The following is a 16,459-nucleotide window of genomic DNA, read 5'->3' on the forward strand; positions in this document are numbered from 1 at the left end:
ATATTCCCTCTTATTGATTTCCTTTCAACACCATATCCAGAACCTCCGCAAGCGGTTCCATGGCATTTAATGCCTCCTGATATGTATTTGTCTGAGCACCTACTTCTATGAGGGAGGACCTTGCTCTTAAATGCTGGTTGTAACGGAGTCCTTTTATGTAAATTTTGCGGGTCAGACTGGGAAAATACGCTGCGGAATCAAGCTGCATCTGAAAGCTGAAAGCAAGATTCTTTTCCCGGTACGGATTGGGAAGGTATTCAATCGGCCCCTCCGGAGTCTGGCTCACACCGTTAAAAAACATAATAGGAGCCGTGGGTTTTCCATTTACCTGATTTACCATATGGAGACTTTCATTCACCCCATCCCGGTGAATGTCCAGAATTACTTCAATGGAAGGATTTTTCTGCAAAATCCCGGTAATTCCTTCCAGTGCATAAGTATATGCCTTATTTCGGTCCAGTTTTCCGTTTTGCAGATCGTAAACGGATGTATCGTGTATGACATTATATCCCTTATCGGTCAAAAGTTTGGTAAGATAAGTGCCGATCCCCACAACCGTGGCATCGGGTTTATCCGGTCCGTGATCCGCAAATTCCTCCTGGGAGTGGGTATGGTAAATGAGGATCTGAGGTTTGTCATTTCCGCCCTCCAGCGTAAAATCCTCTGCCAGAAAATTCTCCGCTTTCATTAGATCTCTGCCCGCGGTGGTAGAGGTATGGATGCTGTAAAAATGCTTGATAAGAAAATCATAATCCGCCAGCTGCTCTTTTAAATATGTGGTTCCCACAATGGGCCAGACGTTACTGGAGGCACAGGTGAGGGAAGCATTCTTTTGATCGGACGCGACTGCTGGCTGCTGACCGGAGGGAGTCTCCGTCTTCTGCTCTGTCTGGGCTTTTTGTGTTCCTGCATTGACGGAACCGTCTTCTTTGCTTTCTTCTCCGCCGTCATAGAGCAGAAAGCTATGTTCCTCATAAAATTTCCCGCTTTCCAAATATCCTTTATAGGAGGGGTCCGCCTCTTCATAAGCACCCGCTCCTTTGCTGCCATCACCGGCATAGCGGTAAAGAGGGGACTGGTTGATCAGGAAATGAAAGAATGCACCTCCGATGGAGTCTTCTTTTTTCTCTGTTTTGTTTCCGGTATTTTCTTCATCCCACACAGCCGCAGGATACTGGTGCCGCCAGATATAGGAAACACCGAAACCAGCCCCCTCTTTTACCAACGCTTCTGCCTTGCTTAAATCCGCCTTTTTTCCGACCTCAGAACCTTCTCTTATACTCAAGAAAACGGCCAGAATCAGGCTTACTGCAATCATCATGTTTTTAATGAACCAATTTATGAAACTGTTTCTCTTATTCATAGCCGCCTTCCTGCACCATCGTTCTTAATATCCTATGCGGAAAGCCTGCCTTTTACTACGAATCTTCCTGTCCCAAAAATGCCAGGTGAATTCCTTCCGAGATGGTAAAGCTCAGTTCCTTGACGGTCTCATCAATGTCAGGGGGAGTCACATAAAGAGGACCAAACTCCGGTTCCAGCAGTTCCTTAATCAGATCATACTGTTCGTCTGAGCTGAGTTTTCCTATGAAATCTCCCATCCCTTTTGTTTCCATATTTTCCGACAACGCTCCGATCATTGCAGAAACCGTATCATGGACAATGGCGGCAGCACCGACGACCGTGGGAACACCAATGGCCATCACCGGGATTCCAAGGCTTTCCTCCGTCAGGCTGTGCCTGTGGTTGCCCACTCCGGACCCGGGATGAATGCCCGTATCCGTAAGCTGAATGGTGGTGCCCAAACGTTTTACACTTCTGGCTGCCAGCGCATCAATGACAATAATTAAATCGGGCTTTGTTTCTTTGATAATTCCTTTTAAAATCTCAGCACTTTCCATACCGGTCTGTGCCATAACCCCGGGAACAATACCGCTGATCACCGGCATACTTTTCCCCTTCCAGAAATCCTCTCCATACTGGACCTTCAGATGCCTTGTTACCTGAAGATTATTAAGAACCCTTGGCCCAAGGGAATCCGGTGTTACGGAGGAATTTCCAAGGCCGGCCACCAGCACATGGAAATCCGGCTTCCGATAATTTTTCCCCTCCAACAGACGGCTGATCTGGTTGGCCAGTTCTTCGGAAACTTCTCTGTGATAATTTTCATCTTTGAGTGAAAGCTCATCTGCCTCCAGAGTAATGTAGGTACCAATGGGTTTTCCCATGGCCTTTTCGCCTTTTTTGTCTAAAATTTTCACCTCGGTCATTTTTATGTGGCTGTCAAAACGATGCCACTCCCGCAGCGACACACCGGAGATTTCTCCGCCGTCGCCAGGGAAACTTTCTTTCTCCTCGACCGCCAGATCGGTACGCACTTCAAATGTGTTTTCCATTTCTTCCTCCTTTCCTCCATTTCTAAGGTATTTTCTGCAAAAAAGCGGGAATTATGTATTGACATATGGTCTGAAATTCGTTAGAATACAAAGGTATGTTTACATTGAACTGTCCGTGTCCAGGCTTTGATGCAAAACAAAGAATAATCATATATCATTTTATTGGAGGTGTACAGATTGGCTAACATTAAATCTGCAAAGAAAAGAATTTTAGTAAACGAGACTAAGGCTGCTAGAAACAAAGCGATCAGATCCAAAGTGAAAACATCTATCAAAAAGGTAGAGGCTGCTATTAATGCCGGTGACAAGGCTGCTGCACAGGCTAATTTAATCAGCACTATCACAGAGATTGACAAGGCTGCTACCAAGGGCGTATATCATAAAAATAACGCTTCCAGGAAAGTATCCAGAATCACTAAAGCTGTTAACGCGATGGCTTAATTCATAGAAAAACCATTTATCCCGTTCAGACAAACCCGCTGAATGGGATTTTTTGTTGGAAATGTTTGGAACTGCATGAAGCTGCAAGGAGAAAAGGCGGGGCCGTTTTACCGGTCACCCGCCTTTTCTTATACACGTTTCAATGCCCCAGCCTCATCGGTGCTTAGGGTCATGGTTCCTTGAAACATGCTGCCGTATTCTGTGGCTCTGTAAAGTTTTCCCTTCCAGATGATCCACTGGTCCTTTGCCATGGAACCGTCGGCTGTTAAATAATACCATTTTTCGTCAGCTCCGGTTTTCCAGGTGTTCCGTACCATATGGCCGGCATCATCGAACCAGTACCATTTCTCTTCGTCTTTGTACCAGTCATTTTTTACATAATTACCGGTATTTCCTAAATAAAATCTCCAGCTGCCATCTTCTTCTATCCATCCGGATTTTAATTCTTGGGTTGTCACCAGACGATCCTTAAATCCCTGCCAGGTATGTTTGGTGTGATTGTAAACATAGGGATTGGGACAGATCTTTCCGGTTACATCGTAATGGCGGATTACATGGTCTTCGGAGACTCCGTATTTTTTCATCAATTCCTTTGTCAGCTCTGCGGCTGACTTAACTGTGGCATCTTCAAAATACCAATCTCTGCTGGTGTCAGACTGAATGCCTTTATTTCTGACACATAATTCAATCCCAAGGCTGTTGCTGTTTCTGCATTCCGGGTGTTTGTAGGTTTTGGCGCCGCAATGCCATGCGATGTTTTTGTCTTCCACAGACTGCCATATTTCTCCGTTAAATCCCACAAAATAATGGGCACTGGCACCAATATACTGGGAGGCATAGTATTTGCAGTTTGCCTCTGCACCGCCTAAGGCCCCTACATAATGAATGACAATATATTTGATACGGCCGATATTGCCGTTTGAATAGTTGTATGGCGTTAATAATTGATGAATTTCCATGTTATATGCCTTCCTTTCTTCCGTAAAATCCCATTTCATCCTGGTCAAAGGATTCCCGGAAACGTTTGATTTCCCAGTAATCCGAATCCTTTAAGTTTTCCTGGACCCCCTCCAGTTCCAGACGCGGCATTTCCTTTGTGGCCTCACTTTTTACCATAATCCTTACCTTGTCCTTTCTATTATATTACAATTTTATAATATGATAAGTTTAAGGATGGTGTCCCTGTGGGGGGATGGGGGGATTTTATTTCATTGGCACAGACTTTTGATTTAAAATGTCTATGGCCTTTGTTAGTACCGCAGGTAGCGGGATCCCCATAAGGCCTGCGTTTTCTACTATGGATATCAGTTCGTTTGCCATAAAACCGATGACAACGGTGTCTCGTATGTAGGTTGTCCCAATGGATAGATCCAGCCGGTGGGCGATTAGGACAAAGAACAGGGTCATACTTTTTCTGCATAATCCTTTCCATCCGGCTTTGGATTCCAGGGCGCCTGTTTCTGTCTTGGTACTGCTGTGAAATACTCCTGCTACTGCAAGGCCAGAGAAAAAATCAATGGCCATGAAAAGGATCAGGGTGGCGATGCTGGTGTCCCAGCCGCCGAATAGGGAGGCAGTAAGACTGCCTGTTACGCCTATTGTTGTGCATAAAATATTTTTCATTTTGTTTTTCCTCACTTCTTTTATTTTGATTAGTTAAATAGGTTGTAATGGGGTTTTTCTTCATTAAAAAAATAGAAAGTAACTCAGCCAGTTATCTAATAAATTTCTGCCCCACTGATCCAAAACCAGAAAAGAAAAAAAGGGCAAATCTAACCCAGGATATTTTCATGTATTTACTAAAATCCCAGATCCCCCAACCCAACCATATATTAACGATACAACCGTTTATAAATCCAAAATACGTAATTATAACCGTAGGGAAATAATATGATAAATGAAACATAGCTTTTTCAATCAGTAGCTGAATATCAGATGCTGAAAAAATGGGTATTGTTGCCCAAAAGAATTATTACAGTATTGCCTCTCATATCCGTTCCCTGCATTATTTAAGTTCCAATTAAAAAACAAAAATAAATTTCATTTTTCCAGTAAAATCATATTTTCTTGTATGATATTAAACAATCTTGTCAAGCTCACCACTCAAATCATTTAGGCTGCAGCTTCACTTGCTATATTGTGAATTGTGTTTCTCACTATATAGTTTCATATTTCTTGCTCATTAATTATCTCCCCCCTTATTGGTTAGTAAAATATGTTACGCTTAATCCAAATCCTCTACCTGCAACAATATTATTCGATGGCGAAAGTTCTATTACGTTATTAATCATAACACAATACCCCATCTCTCTAGGGAGACTTGATGCTACAGCTATTCCGCTATTAGAGAATGAAAGCGACGGAAAACCAGATATTCTATAAATCTGTCCCGCAGTCAAATCTGAGGTTACGGTAACATTTAAGGTTATGGAAACCATTGCAACATTTAGATTTCCATGTCTAGAGTATCCTCCTAACAACGTTCCCCAAGTGCAACTCAACCCGGAAGAGGTTAAATAAGCGATTTGTGAACCGTTAGACTGTATAAATTGTCCACCCAAATTACTAACAAACTGATTTTCGTTATAACCAATGCTAATGTTACCCAATATGGTTACGCTTGATGCCCATTCACTTGCTATACCTATCCCATTATTTGAGCCTGATATGGCTGCTATCCAACCAACGGAGTTATCAAATAATATTCCTACATTTCTATTTGATACCTCTGTTTGGTCAATGTAAAATCGTTTAACACCAACTACAGTGATCCCAGGATCTTGTGACGCTGTTATAGATTTAATGTATTGAATATTTAATTCAGTACACTGTAGAATGTTAAAACTTGTCACTTTAGTATTAATAACCTCAACATACTTAATTTCTATATAGAAACAACGTGTTGCCAAAAAGTTTCCTACAATCTTACAACTTATACTTCCCGTTGACTTTACTGCAGGACCGTAAATTCTAAGCTCTCCATTATAGTATCCTATTATCTGCGGACTTTCTGTATAGGTCCCAGCTGCAATATTTATAGTAGCTACATGTCCACCTAAGTCTTTTGGTAATATATCTATAGCATGTTGAATCGTTTGGTAGGGATTCGTTTCGGTACCATCACCGGTCAAATCTGACCCAGTTGTTGAAACATACACCGTAATATGGGTATTTAGGGGCCTTATATCCTCCATAAACTTCCCTACCTTACCCATGAACACCTTTGTTGTCTCTCCCGCAGAGGGAACCGGATACTTCGTATCAATCGTTTCCAATGTCCCAATAACCGTCTCCGAAACATCCCCGCCAGAAGCAGAAACCTTTCCATTCCAGTCATTTTTTTCCGTATCTGTCACAAAGCGATGAGCGGCATCAGGAACGATATCCTTTGCCTTTCCTGAAAAGGCTACGTCTTTCATTTCTGAAAACCACTTTTTTATTTTTCCATGAGTGACGGATAGCGTTTCCCCCGATTCAATATCCTCTCTTAAAACCTCTTGCTCAAATTGTGTAACGGCTGCCGAAGCGTCGCCGTTCTTATCCAGTTTCTTTTTATCCAAATCATTTAGAGATTCATCCAAAAGATCCATGGTCTTATTGTATTCTGAAATATCATAGAAATCATCCGCTTCCGGCTTTGGAAGCTTATAGTTGTTTGTTTCATTCGCCACTGATAAGCACCTCATTTCTTATATGCCTGTGACTCCAGGCTCCCAATTGTTTCTGTGTAAATTTGCTGAGCAAACGATGCTGGTTATAGAGAAGATCTAAATCAATCACCATATTGCATGGTACGAATTCTTCCAGCATTTTTTTTACTTCGTTTAAATTTCTCTTGCTTTTCAAAGCCACACGGATTATGACTCTTTTTTCCGGAGTGATTTCCAGTGTGTATCCATCTTCCCCGCAAAGCACCGAAAGCTTCTGTTTTAATGTGATTTTCGTATATGGAATAATCCGGTTCCACTTGGATAACACTTTAAACCGTCTGTCTTCCAGTGTATTCTGAGACGTCACCTGCATTTGCAACATCTTCTCATAACGGCGCAGGCTTTTTACATCTGAACTTGATATAAACTGATTATGAAACAGCACCTCTGTCTCATCTTCCATTTGCTGTATTTCAGGCTCCATAACTTCCTGAATGACACGCATTTCTTCATACTCCTTCAGGAAATCGGGTATATAGGACAATAAATCAACTTCTCGAATCAATTTCAATCCCTCCATATACCGGAATCTGATTTTTATTCAATTCCAGATTTTCTGCAGCTCCATTGATCTGCGTATTTTTAATGTCATAAATTCCTTCTAACGCCAAAATTCTGGCTTCAATTTGGGATATTCTTACGACGCAGCCATGATCCCCCAGCCCCTCCCAGGAGGCTCTTAGCTCTTTTAAGTAAGATTCTGCCGCCTCTTTGATTTGAGCCTTCAGGTCTTCTTCCTCATAGCTGCTCTCATATTCCAGGGTACACTTCATCTGAATTTTAATCTCTTCTGCCGTATCAACGGTTACTACGTGATCAATGGGAGCCAGACCATCTCCATTTCCTGACATTGCCGGATCCATTGCGTCCTGCACAGTTTGTATCAGCAGATCCGACGCTTTATTATAGTTGGAATCTAAAATGGTCAGCTTTACCGTAGAGGGACCATTCCATGCCCTTGTGATTTTCGTGGCACCTACTCCTGGAATTCCATTGGTCTTATCCAAATAATCCTTGCGGTTTCCGCTAAATGATTTCTCCATAAATGAATTGATATAGGTTTTACGAAAGGCCTCTGTGTCCTCTTCGTCTTCTCCGGGGATGAGAAGATCGGTCAGTTCTATGGAAGTAAGCCCTGAGATAGTTTCCACGGGAACTAAACGTCCAACCTGGCGATTTCCAACCGTTCCCGCTGTTTCACAGGTCAACTGATAGATACCGTTCCCAATGATTTTTGTAACGGTATAATAATAAATTCCGAGACGAAACCGTTGACCTAATTCTACGGTTACTGATTCAGGGTCTGCAACTGCTTTAAAAACGGCGTTTGTTGCAGGACTTGGCTCCATACCTCTCTCTGCGGCCCTGCGGATCAAATTTTCTCTGGAAGCCGTTTCTGCAAAAGTCTCCTTTAATATGGTATCAAACTCTATGTACATGACCTGCATTTCCGCTGCTGCCGCTGATAGGGCGGTATAAATCAGAGACCCTTCCCTCTTATCAAGTCCGTTGGGAACCCGGTCCAGCATACGGCCTATTATTGTCTCATATGTCATATCCTCATACATCAAATACTCACCTCTTTCTCAGCCTCAACCTCTCCCCACATTGTATGTACGGTAAAAGTTACGTGGAGCTTTCGTTCGGATAAACCAAAGGAAAACGAATCCACCTTAGATATACGGTCATCCTGCTGCAAAGCCTCTCTGATCCGTTTCTTTATTTTTGCTTTGACCAGTCCTGCCGGTTTCCCAAACAGATTTTTAAGCTCTGCCCCATAATTCCAGCTATAAATCAGCCATTCAAACCGTTCTGTATTAAGAATACAATAAACAGACTGCCTGACTGCTTCCAGACCATCTACCATATCAAAGATTCTTTTCTTTTCCGTATCTAACCGAAAGGTTTTTGAGGGCTTTTGAACTATTTTTAATTTTTTTTGTAAAATGTCACCTGCTGCCGGTAGCATGAAAATCCTCCTTTCTTACCATGTGCCTATGACCACGTATTGCTGTCCCCCCCGTTTTTGAAGAAGAAGAACTTTTTTCCCTGATTTTAATACGCCTTTTACAGTGACCGTCACCTCTCCTGTTCCTGGTATATTCATGATCCGTTCATGGTCTTTTAATTGTTCGGGGATGATGATCTGCGAATGAAATAAAATGGTTTTCTGGCTTATCTGAATCTCCATAGGAGTTTCACTTATTACCGTTCCAGGTATGACATCGCACGGATCTCCGGCTTCCATTGCCTGAATGACAATTTTTTTAATATTTTCCACCCACTCTACATCAGCCATTAATATTTGCCCCTTTCAATGTTAAATCCATGGTATGGATTCCAGTGTCAATTTTATGGGTTACGGATTCGACCACAAGGTATTTTTTAAGGATCATATCTTTGATATCCATTACCACTGGGATCAGGCATCCTGCCCTCACTCTGATATCTCCAAACGCATCTTTTATAGTCAGGGTTCTGGAAGGAAGATTATACTTGGTTAAATATTTTTCCGCTTGTGCCTGGCCGTCAACCCCTTCCTCAATGGATTCATATTTTTGTAAAATTCCCCATTTATTGATATTTTCCGAATTTTTTGTCGTGTAGACCTCTCTCTTCTTCGTCGAATTGTTATCATGATAGAGTTTAATCTGATTGTATGTATCACTATCAATGCTGACCTTGTAGTCGTAATCTTGAGCAGTTCTGTCATCAATGACAACGTCAAGCTTCATGTTTTCCATGTCATTCAAAGTCAGTTTTCCAGCATCATCATAGAAAACAAATAACTTTCCCTTGTAAATCATGGCTAGATTTAAATTGTTCATGATGATATCCAACAGTGTTTTATCTTTTTCATTTCTGCTTAGTTTTTGTCCGGTATCCACCAATTCTCCGACCTTTAAGTTGTAATCCCCCGCAATCATCTTAATCAAATCACCCGTCGTTAAATCCCTATAATTATAGCTGTCTTTATTTTTCAAATACCGGAGCTGGTCGTAAGCCGTGATTTTCACCTCACCGCTGCTGCTCCAGTTTCTTTCAAATATAAAACCGAAGAAAACCGTTGTCCCATTGACATCCAGTCGGAGGGCATTGCCCTCCTCAATGGTTAGGATGCTGTCTGGGATCAAAGTAAACGTACATTTTCCAGGCTGTCCGGTTCGCTGTATTTCCCAGGTTATGCTTCCCTGGACCACTGGCTCATAAACGGTCTTTCCATTTTGGATATATAAATGTGCTTCCATTGTTCCCTTCCTTTCTATGGCATCGTAAGAATCTGGCCCGGATATATAAGATTAGGGTTTTTCACTTTATCCTGGTTTAAATTGTAGATTTCCCGCCAGCGGCCACCATTTCCAAGCACCTTTTTGGAAATCGACCAAAGGCAGTCTCCTTTTGCTACTGTGTAGGTTTTTGCCGGAGAGGGCTGTCCCTGCCGCTCTTCCTCCGGATTCTCCGCTTCTGCATGTTCCTTATCTAAAAGAATAAAATTCAGAATGTGGGTTCCATAATGCCTGTATTCTTTTAACGTAAGGGATATAAGAACATCAACTCCTTCCGACACATCATCAGATACTTTGTATTCTTCCAAAGTAACATCCAAACTGGTGTCAAAGAAACTGTTTCCGCCCGCTCCCTCACGGATAACAATGAATTCAAAAGGTGTTTTCCCTTTTTTTAATTCCTTAAGCCTTTCTATAAATTCTTCTGCATCATCAAAGCTCCCATCCCACACCGCACAGGGGTAATCCATCTGGGGAATGGTCACATCAAGGCTGATTTCTGCAAGACCAGCAGGCTTTAGCAGGTTGATTTCCTCTCCGTTTATTAAGTTTACCGTCTTATTCTGGCTGCTGTACTTAACCGGGATTTTTTCAGGCGGCAAAGGAAGCAGCATATCATCAATGTATACTTCATAAGCCATTATGCATTCACCCCTTCCGCAAAGGAGCAAAGTACTTCCGCCGTTGTATCACTGAGCATGCGTAAAACGTTATCCGCATCTGCTACATTTTTAATGGTATTGTTGTTATTTACATCCAATTTCAATTCTGCAAGCGTAAACCGGTTGATAATTTCCTGCTCCGCTGCATCCCTCATATATTTTAAATCTTCATCCATCACATCCATGGTATTTGTCATCGCCGCTGTGTTCATGGCGGTAGCACCGGTGTTTTGGGATATGCTGTTGGGAATGCCTGATGCACCTAAGGAATTATTTTGGCTGTTTAAATTTAAATTTTTCTCTATTGATGACAGGTCCGGCTGATTTTCGTTGTTTGAATCACCGCCAAAATTAGAAGGGTCAAAAGGGTTATTCTTGCCTCCCAGTATCCCTTTCATATTATCAAAACCACCACCAAACAGATTCTTATCTGAGCCTTTCTCATAGCCGCTTTTACCAGCTTCCGTTAAGTTTTTACGTTCAACTGAAAATCCAAATTGACTGGCAAATTCGTCCATATCCAAAGGGTTAAACTTTTTTTCATACTTCCCGTTTCCATGATCCTTTGCAAATTTATCTCCAAATGAAGCCAGATCTTCTTTCCAAACCTTCACGGAAGCTTCCATATTTTTACCAAAAATAATATCTAATCCTTTTGCTATTTTTTGAATTACACCAAGAACAGAATCTGCCATGTCAACAAATAAATGTATGATAGATCCGACCGGGTCATTGAATAGATTTGCAAAGAAATTTGCAAAAGCAACGCCTTTGTTTACAATGAATTCAATCACCGCAAATACTAATTCGCACATTGCCATAATACTGTTTTGTATAAATGCTACTACTATGGAAAATGCACCGCATATTAATCCAGTTGCACTGTATGAAGTTCCCGCAAATTTATTAACAATTGCCACAGCTGCATAAAACACTGCAATCAGAGCAATTATGGTTATAATTATAAGACCGATCGGGGATGTCCAGAATGCTTTATTCAATGCTTTTTGTGCAATTTCTAAAATTGAAGTTGCAGCTGCTCCTGCTAATTCACAAGCCTTTTTTGCATTTAAAGCCGCAATAATTCCATATATTACCGGTCCTATTATGGACCAATTGTCTGAAACAAATCCTTCTACAAGTCCAATCCCATAGCCCAGCATGCCAAAAATACCGTTGATATTTTCTACATTTCCTTGCAGGCCTGTTGTAAAGTCATTAAGCGTACTGGTTATGACCTGTACCACTCCGGTCATAGGACCTGCCAGGCCCATATTAATGGTATTTGCAAGGGTCGTGAGCGCACTAGTGGCATCACTAAACTTTAGCTGATTTAGCTCATTTAAATTTTGAGAAGAAATCTCTACGGATCCATTTAAATTGGATAGAGCAGATATGCCCTGTTGGCCCAGCTCTCCCCAGGAACTTCCAAATAATTTGGTTCCGGCAATATTCCTGCTCACTGAATCATCCATATTGTTAAGCGCATTTACCGTTTCCAAAAATGCTTGCTTTGCCGTCTCTCCGCCACTTCCAAAAGCTTCTGTCATTTTTCCCGCATCAAGCCCCAGAGCAGAAAATCCTTCTGAAGCATCCTGTCCTCCGCTGACAGCTTTTGCGGAAAATTCACTTACTGCATCTCCCAGCGTGCCGACTGAAACATTGCCATTTTGTGCTCCATTGATTAACATGTTAAACATTTCCTGACCACCAAGGCCCAAATTTTGAAACCCTTCACTGCTGTCGTTAATGGTCTGCAAAAGGTCTCCGTTTTTATTAAGCCCTGACTGTGTCGCCTGAATAATTAAATCAAATGCTTCTGCTCCTTCTAAGCCAAACTGCTGCTGAAGCATGCCGGCAGACTTAATACTGTCTGTCAGACCGTAACCAAAAGTATCCTGCAAAAGCAGTCCCGCACGGGTTACCTGCTCTAAGCCTTCCCCTGTTTTTCCTGTCATCTGATAAACAGATGATAAACTCTGAGCGGCTTCCTGAGGGCTTTTGCTCATATTATCTTGATACAGATTTTGAGCACTTTGCTTCGCCATATCAAGATTTTCACCCTTTAACCCGGTTTTAGCCTGAATCGAGTTGCCGGCTATTTTTACATTGTTTGCTTGAGCTATCATATCCATCGGGCTTTTCGCAAGTCCAATTTTATCCATGCTGCTCATAACTTTTTGCCAAGCCTTTTTAACCTTGCCAATTTTTTGCTCTTGTTCCTCTGTAGACTTATTCAGCTTTTTCTGCTTTTTATCTGCATCAGATATGTTGTCTGCCACTTCTCTATACTCTCCGTCAATAATAGAAAGGCTTTTTTCTATTCCAGCAAACGATGAGAGGGACAAAGATCTTGAGGCTTTTCTCTGAAAGTTCTCCAACGACTTAGCGGCACTTTGAATTGAGTTGTTAATGACACTTAAAGCCTTGCTTGCTCCATCATAAATTTGAAGCGAATATTCCACTGAAGCCAATCAAATTTCCTCCTTTCCTTCCATATTAGGAAGAATGCCCACAGACGCCCTTCCCCTTTACCGATGTCTCCCGGCCTTTGCCTTAGCGGCTTCCTTTTTATCATTTTCCAGCTTCAACTGCACTGCTGCCATAACAAATGCCCGTTCGTACCGGTCTAGGCTTAAAAACTCATGAGGCCATTTGTGGAGCTTATGGAGGCAATAGTAGGCAATGTTTGCCTCCATATCGCCCCCCTCAATTAGTTTTTTGCCTCTTCCACCTGCTCTTCCAGAGTGGTGTCAAAGCCATTCACCTGCTGAATGCGTTCCAGATATCCAGCGTATTCTCCAGCTGTCAGCATGGCTTTTAACAGAGCATCCGCCCCCATAACATGGTAGGAATCCTGCAGACCTTTATCATTTAAATTGGGATAAACGGTACACTCGGCTGCCAGTTTTCCAAGATATAAGTTAAAATCTGTCTCTTGCGTGTACTGACCCTTCTTGCCTGTCACAGGAACCCTTTTGGTACATTCTTTTCTTAAATCCTCATCTTCTTTGGAGGTAATGGCTTTGATCTCCCATTCCACCGGTTTTTTATCCGCACCTACAAACCGTCTGGATGCTACAAATTTCTCACGCTCTGCTTTAACCGTATTCTGGCTTAAAAAACAACTTAAATCTCCCATAATCTTATTCTCCTTTATTCTTTACTGCATTCCTGCAACTTTTCCGAACCGTTCCGGCATTTCCCAGCTTTCAAATGTAAACTCAAATTCATCTTCCAGGTATTCACCGGTTGCATCAAATTTGGTTATGATTCCACCATTTAAGTTACAATCCTTTAAAATAATGGTCTGGCGGCCCACACTTGAAGTAGGATCTTCATTGGTAACCTGGATATCAAAATAGAGGTCTTTTCCAGACTGCTGGTATTTATACAAAATATCCCGGAAAATGCTGGTGTTGTAATGGAAGGTAGCAGAACCAGTTCCTTTCATACCAACCGTTTTATTGCCTTTCATGGTCCGTCCTAAGATCGGGATTTCGGACTTCACCTTTTCAATCTTTGCCTCCAGTTTCAATGCCTGCATAAAATTGTAACGTTCATTTTCAATTGTGATATAACACTCTGCCTTTGTTGCGCTGATTGCATCCCACGCGTTCATCGTAATATTACTCATTATTCATTACCTCCTTCTTATGATACAACAACTGTCATGTATAAAATGCTCATACAGTTTACTGGCTGCACTGGGAAATTGACCACAACCGATCTCTTTCCTTCCCCTTTATCTACGGTAATCGCTTCCGCATCCAGAGCCTCAATCGCCCTTAATACTGCTAACTGTTTTCCGTATGTAACAATATCATTCCAAAGACTTACCCTGCCTGCAGCATCATTGGAAATCTTTCCAAGATAACGTGTATTAAACAGAGAAGCGATATCATTCCCAATTTGATCCAAAATCCGAATGGTCTGATTATTGGAAAAATCCTCTCCTTTTTCACTGGTATAAGTAACCAAGGTATTGATGTCTGTAAGCACACAGACCTCATTTCCCACCTTGTGAAAAAGAAACTTTCCTGCTTTCATGCCATTTAAAAGCTGACTCTGTGTATAAGAGGTCTTAACCGTGTAAGCTCCGTCATAGATTCTGTTTTCGTTGGTCTTATTGATTTCGCAGGCAGCCTCTGCACCAGTTACCCAGTAAACAAGACCTGTAGGAGACTCTTCTGTTTCATTCTCAACGGAAATGATTCCCTCATGATCGGCTTTTGAATACTGATGCATGACCGTCTGGAATTTGATGCCTGCCTCATCTCTCATCCGTTTTGTAAAAGCAACAAACAAAGCCTTTACATGATCATCTGCGGATGGGCAGCAAAGAGTCTGGAAAGAAGTACTCTCAATCTTGTTTAAAAACAAGGTATAATCCTCACCTGTTACACTATCTCCGTTGGTACCGCCTGTAAACGGAATACCGGCTGTCTCAGCAAGTGACGCCTCCTTTTTAAAGATCACATAATGGTTGTCCTTTAATTCCAAAGCTGCTGCTACGGTCTGAGTGTCCACCTCTCTGCCTGCAAACAGCGTTTTAACGTCAAATTTACTCGCATCATCAACATTCTTTGTAATGACTGTCATCAGACTGTTTCCGCGTTCCCCGGAATATTTTGCCGAAGCATAATCATTGGAGCTTCTCACCCCTTCATTTAACCGGTAAAAAATTCCCTTTGTCATATTTTTAAATAATTCTCTCATTGGAAGCATTGGGGCTTCCTCTGCAGAATAACCAAAGATTTCTTTCGCATTTTTCTGGAATTCTTCTGAAGTTACCTCAAATAGCTCTTTTTCCGGTCCCCAGGAGAGAACCATGGGAATTGCTGCAACGCCCCTGTTTCCTACGGATGCATTTGCAGAAACGCGGTTTACAAAGTTAATATACGCACCTGGGAATACCTTGTTTTGTACTGTAAAATTTCCTCCACCTAACATACTTTCACCTTTCCTTTCATAAATCTGTTCATAATTTCATCTGCTTCTGACAGCGTGTATTGCTTTCCATCTTCAAGCAACGCACATAATAAATCACTATGATTGCAATACTTTTCTGAACAGACAAGCTGTTTCCTTGTAAAACGGTCACTTTCTGCCTGATTTTTTGCTTCTACATCATTTTTTGCTTTTACATCATTCTTTGCCAAAACTGTACCTCTCTTACATTAGTTTCATGTTTTCCATGGACTGCTCTGTTTCATGGGATTTTAAAATATAAATCTGGTAATCCACCTGGAAGTATAAAACTCCCCCTTCAATGGTTCCGTTTCTGCTGCTGCCTTTGAAAGTAGAACCGCTCTCTGCCAGGACATACTCAAATTCATCCATCAAAACAGCAAGTACCTGATTCATTTCTCTGGAAGCATTTCCCGGTTCTTTCGGATAATATTTAATTGAAACTCCAATGCTGCGAAAATATCGGTTCCCATTTACCGGCTGTTCTTCAGACTTTGTTATTCCGACATGGAAGCAGGGCTTACCCTCTCCCTCTCTCAAGGGATCTATCATGATTTCCATTTCGGGAAAAAGATCCTGCAGTTTTTTTACAATCCCATCCAGAATTTCGTTATACATGCATTCCCTCCTTCGTCCTCTTCTTATCTGCCATTCCAGCACCTCCTCTCTCCTCCCCCATCATTCATTATGTAGTCTTTTTGTCTACATCGTCAGCAAAAAAAATTTCGTCCCTTTCCTTTAAAGACGTAATCTTCAACAGCTGACACAAGTCTTTGATCTCTCCGGCCTTGAATTGGCTCTCATTGTTAATCTTTCTGAGAAATCCATAGCTGGATAAGCCCAATTTTGCTGCTATCCATCCTTTTTTCAATCCGGATCGCTTGATCTCCTCATTCAGACGAACCGTATCTGTCATACCTGCCCTCCCTTTTGTAGTCATTTCGTCTACATTCATTATCATACTCCTTTGTCCCGCTTTTGTCAACACACTT

21 protein-coding genes are annotated in these 16,459 nt (G+C 41.8%); 1 reads left to right on the forward strand and 20 read right to left on the reverse strand.

The window, feature by feature from the left end; all coding sequences use genetic code 11:
- Window positions 1-10 precede the first annotated feature (10 nt).
- Both VIG27_RS13300 and gpr read right to left on the reverse strand, forming a co-directional pair.
- Complete coding sequence (locus tag VIG27_RS13300) at window positions 11-1,363, reverse strand: stage II sporulation protein P (RefSeq protein ID WP_394522999.1); 1,353 nt, start codon at window positions 1,361-1,363, stop codon at window positions 11-13.
- Window positions 1,364-1,418: 55 nt separating this feature from the next.
- Entirely contained in the window at window positions 1,419-2,396 is a 978-nt protein-coding gene (gpr, locus tag VIG27_RS13305; RefSeq protein WP_394523000.1) for a GPR endopeptidase, read from the reverse strand.
- 177 nt (window positions 2,397-2,573) lie between these two features.
- On the opposite strand from gpr, the gene rpsT reads away from it, so the two are divergent.
- Window positions 2,574-2,837, forward strand: a complete 264-nt coding sequence (gene rpsT, locus VIG27_RS13310) for a 30S ribosomal protein S20 (RefSeq protein WP_394523001.1) — start codon at window positions 2,574-2,576, stop codon at window positions 2,835-2,837.
- A gap of 128 nt (window positions 2,838-2,965) precedes the next feature.
- Here rpsT and VIG27_RS13315 read toward each other — a convergent pair whose 3' ends face one another.
- The 18 genes from VIG27_RS13315 to VIG27_RS13400 all read right to left on the reverse strand — a co-directional run bounded on the left by VIG27_RS13315 (window position 2,966) and on the right by VIG27_RS13400 (window position 16,422).
- Window positions 2,966-3,796 carry an N-acetylmuramoyl-L-alanine amidase family protein gene (locus VIG27_RS13315; protein ID WP_394523002.1) on the reverse strand — a complete coding sequence of 277 codons (831 nt, stop codon included), beginning with the start codon at window positions 3,794-3,796 and terminating at the stop codon, window positions 2,966-2,968.
- Between the two features lies 1 nt (window position 3,797).
- Entirely contained in the window at window positions 3,798-3,953 is a 156-nt protein-coding gene (locus VIG27_RS13320; RefSeq protein ID WP_394523003.1) for a hypothetical protein, read from the reverse strand.
- An 87-nt stretch (window positions 3,954-4,040) separates the two neighbouring features.
- Entirely contained in the window at window positions 4,041-4,460 is a 420-nt protein-coding gene (locus tag VIG27_RS13325; RefSeq protein ID WP_394523005.1) for a phage holin family protein, read from the reverse strand.
- 575 nt (window positions 4,461-5,035) lie between these two features.
- Complete coding sequence (locus VIG27_RS13330) at window positions 5,036-6,508, reverse strand: hypothetical protein (protein WP_394523006.1); 1,473 nt, start codon at window positions 6,506-6,508, stop codon at window positions 5,036-5,038.
- Window positions 6,498-7,052 carry a putative phage tail protein gene (locus VIG27_RS13335; RefSeq protein WP_394523007.1) on the reverse strand — a complete coding sequence of 185 codons (555 nt, stop codon included), beginning with the start codon at window positions 7,050-7,052 and terminating at the stop codon, window positions 6,498-6,500. Before VIG27_RS13335 ends, VIG27_RS13330 begins: the two co-directional genes overlap by 11 nt.
- Window positions 7,036-8,115 carry a baseplate J/gp47 family protein gene (locus VIG27_RS13340; protein WP_394523008.1) on the reverse strand — a complete coding sequence of 360 codons (1,080 nt, stop codon included), beginning with the start codon at window positions 8,113-8,115 and terminating at the stop codon, window positions 7,036-7,038. Before VIG27_RS13340 ends, VIG27_RS13335 begins: the two co-directional genes overlap by 17 nt.
- The gene (locus tag VIG27_RS13345; RefSeq protein WP_394523009.1) at window positions 8,115-8,516 is read right to left on the reverse strand and encodes a DUF2634 domain-containing protein; all 402 of its coding nucleotides are present in this window, start codon (window positions 8,514-8,516) and stop codon (window positions 8,115-8,117) included. The genes VIG27_RS13340 and VIG27_RS13345 overlap by 1 nt, the downstream gene beginning before the upstream one ends.
- 15 nt (window positions 8,517-8,531) lie before the next feature.
- Window positions 8,532-8,846, reverse strand: a complete 315-nt coding sequence (locus tag VIG27_RS13350) for a DUF2577 domain-containing protein (RefSeq protein ID WP_394523010.1) — start codon at window positions 8,844-8,846, stop codon at window positions 8,532-8,534.
- Window positions 8,839-9,795, reverse strand: a complete 957-nt coding sequence (locus VIG27_RS13355; protein WP_394523012.1) for a hydrolase — start codon at window positions 9,793-9,795, stop codon at window positions 8,839-8,841. Before VIG27_RS13355 ends, VIG27_RS13350 begins: the two co-directional genes overlap by 8 nt.
- 14 nt (window positions 9,796-9,809) lie before the next feature.
- Window positions 9,810-10,475: a LysM peptidoglycan-binding domain-containing protein gene (locus VIG27_RS13360; RefSeq protein WP_394523013.1), complete on the reverse strand. Its 666-nt coding sequence runs from the start codon at window positions 10,473-10,475 to the stop codon at window positions 9,810-9,812.
- Complete coding sequence (locus VIG27_RS13365) at window positions 10,475-12,961, reverse strand: phage tail tape measure protein (RefSeq protein ID WP_394527592.1); 2,487 nt, start codon at window positions 12,959-12,961, stop codon at window positions 10,475-10,477. The genes VIG27_RS13360 and VIG27_RS13365 overlap by 1 nt, the downstream gene beginning before the upstream one ends.
- A gap of 66 nt (window positions 12,962-13,027) precedes the next feature.
- Window positions 13,028-13,195, reverse strand: a complete 168-nt coding sequence (locus VIG27_RS13370; RefSeq protein ID WP_394523014.1) for a hypothetical protein — start codon at window positions 13,193-13,195, stop codon at window positions 13,028-13,030.
- Between the two features lie 14 nt (window positions 13,196-13,209).
- Window positions 13,210-13,638 carry a phage tail assembly chaperone gene (locus VIG27_RS13375; RefSeq protein ID WP_394523015.1) on the reverse strand — a complete coding sequence of 143 codons (429 nt, stop codon included), beginning with the start codon at window positions 13,636-13,638 and terminating at the stop codon, window positions 13,210-13,212.
- Window positions 13,639-13,659: 21 nt separating this feature from the next.
- Window positions 13,660-14,133: a phage tail tube protein gene (locus VIG27_RS13380; RefSeq protein ID WP_394523016.1), complete on the reverse strand. Its 474-nt coding sequence runs from the start codon at window positions 14,131-14,133 to the stop codon at window positions 13,660-13,662.
- Between the two features lie 17 nt (window positions 14,134-14,150).
- Window positions 14,151-15,449 carry a phage tail sheath family protein gene (locus VIG27_RS13385; RefSeq protein ID WP_394523017.1) on the reverse strand — a complete coding sequence of 433 codons (1,299 nt, stop codon included), beginning with the start codon at window positions 15,447-15,449 and terminating at the stop codon, window positions 14,151-14,153.
- Window positions 15,443-15,658 (reverse strand): hypothetical protein, encoded by a 216-nt coding sequence (locus VIG27_RS13390; protein WP_394523018.1) that lies wholly within the window; start codon window positions 15,656-15,658, stop codon window positions 15,443-15,445. Before VIG27_RS13390 ends, VIG27_RS13385 begins: the two co-directional genes overlap by 7 nt.
- 13 nt (window positions 15,659-15,671) lie before the next feature.
- On the reverse strand, window positions 15,672-16,085 hold the full coding sequence (locus VIG27_RS13395; protein ID WP_394523019.1) for a phage tail terminator family protein: 414 nt from the start codon (window positions 16,083-16,085) through the stop codon (window positions 15,672-15,674).
- Between the two features lie 67 nt (window positions 16,086-16,152).
- Window positions 16,153-16,422, reverse strand: coding sequence for a toxin-antitoxin system, antitoxin component, Xre family protein (locus VIG27_RS13400; RefSeq protein ID WP_394523020.1), 270 nt, complete (start codon window positions 16,420-16,422; stop codon window positions 16,153-16,155).
- Between the last annotated feature and the right edge of the window lie 37 nt (window positions 16,423-16,459).

The organism is Lacrimispora sinapis (genome assembly GCF_043633585.1).
GTDB classification, from domain to species: domain Bacteria; phylum Bacillota; class Clostridia; order Lachnospirales; family Lachnospiraceae; genus Lacrimispora; species Lacrimispora sinapis.

Excerpts from the sequence above, each read along its gene's own strand:
- VIG27_RS13395 (WP_394523019.1), bottom strand. The coding sequence starts at position 16,085 with ATGTATAACGAAATTCTGGATGGGATTGTAAAAAAACTGCAGGATCTT.
- gpr (WP_394523000.1), bottom strand. The coding sequence starts at position 2,396 with ATGGAAAACACATTTGAAGTGCGTACCGATCTGGCGGTCGAGGAGAAA.
- VIG27_RS13375 (WP_394523015.1), bottom strand. The coding sequence starts at position 13,638 with ATGGGAGATTTAAGTTGTTTTTTAAGCCAGAATACGGTTAAAGCAGAG.
- VIG27_RS13345 (WP_394523009.1), bottom strand. The coding sequence starts at position 8,516 with ATGCTACCGGCAGCAGGTGACATTTTACAAAAAAAATTAAAAATAGTT.
- VIG27_RS13325 (WP_394523005.1), bottom strand. The coding sequence starts at position 4,460 with ATGAAAAATATTTTATGCACAACAATAGGCGTAACAGGCAGTCTTACT.
- VIG27_RS13320 (WP_394523003.1), bottom strand. The coding sequence starts at position 3,953 with ATGGTAAAAAGTGAGGCCACAAAGGAAATGCCGCGTCTGGAACTGGAG.
- VIG27_RS13380 (WP_394523016.1), bottom strand. The coding sequence starts at position 14,133 with ATGAGTAATATTACGATGAACGCGTGGGATGCAATCAGCGCAACAAAG.
- VIG27_RS13400 (WP_394523020.1), bottom strand. The coding sequence starts at position 16,422 with ATGAATGTAGACGAAATGACTACAAAAGGGAGGGCAGGTATGACAGAT.
- VIG27_RS13350 (WP_394523010.1), bottom strand. The coding sequence starts at position 8,846 with ATGGCTGATGTAGAGTGGGTGGAAAATATTAAAAAAATTGTCATTCAG.
- VIG27_RS13315 (WP_394523002.1), bottom strand. The coding sequence starts at position 3,796 with ATGGAAATTCATCAATTATTAACGCCATACAACTATTCAAACGGCAAT.
- VIG27_RS13360 (WP_394523013.1), bottom strand. The coding sequence starts at position 10,475 with ATGGCTTATGAAGTATACATTGATGATATGCTGCTTCCTTTGCCGCCT.
- VIG27_RS13370 (WP_394523014.1), bottom strand. The coding sequence starts at position 13,195 with ATGGAGGCAAACATTGCCTACTATTGCCTCCATAAGCTCCACAAATGG.
- VIG27_RS13300 (WP_394522999.1), bottom strand. The coding sequence starts at position 1,363 with ATGAATAAGAGAAACAGTTTCATAAATTGGTTCATTAAAAACATGATG.
- VIG27_RS13385 (WP_394523017.1), bottom strand. The coding sequence starts at position 15,449 with ATGTTAGGTGGAGGAAATTTTACAGTACAAAACAAGGTATTCCCAGGT.
- VIG27_RS13340 (WP_394523008.1), bottom strand. The coding sequence starts at position 8,115 with ATGTATGAGGATATGACATATGAGACAATAATAGGCCGTATGCTGGAC.
- VIG27_RS13355 (WP_394523012.1), bottom strand. The coding sequence starts at position 9,795 with ATGGAAGCACATTTATATATCCAAAATGGAAAGACCGTTTATGAGCCA.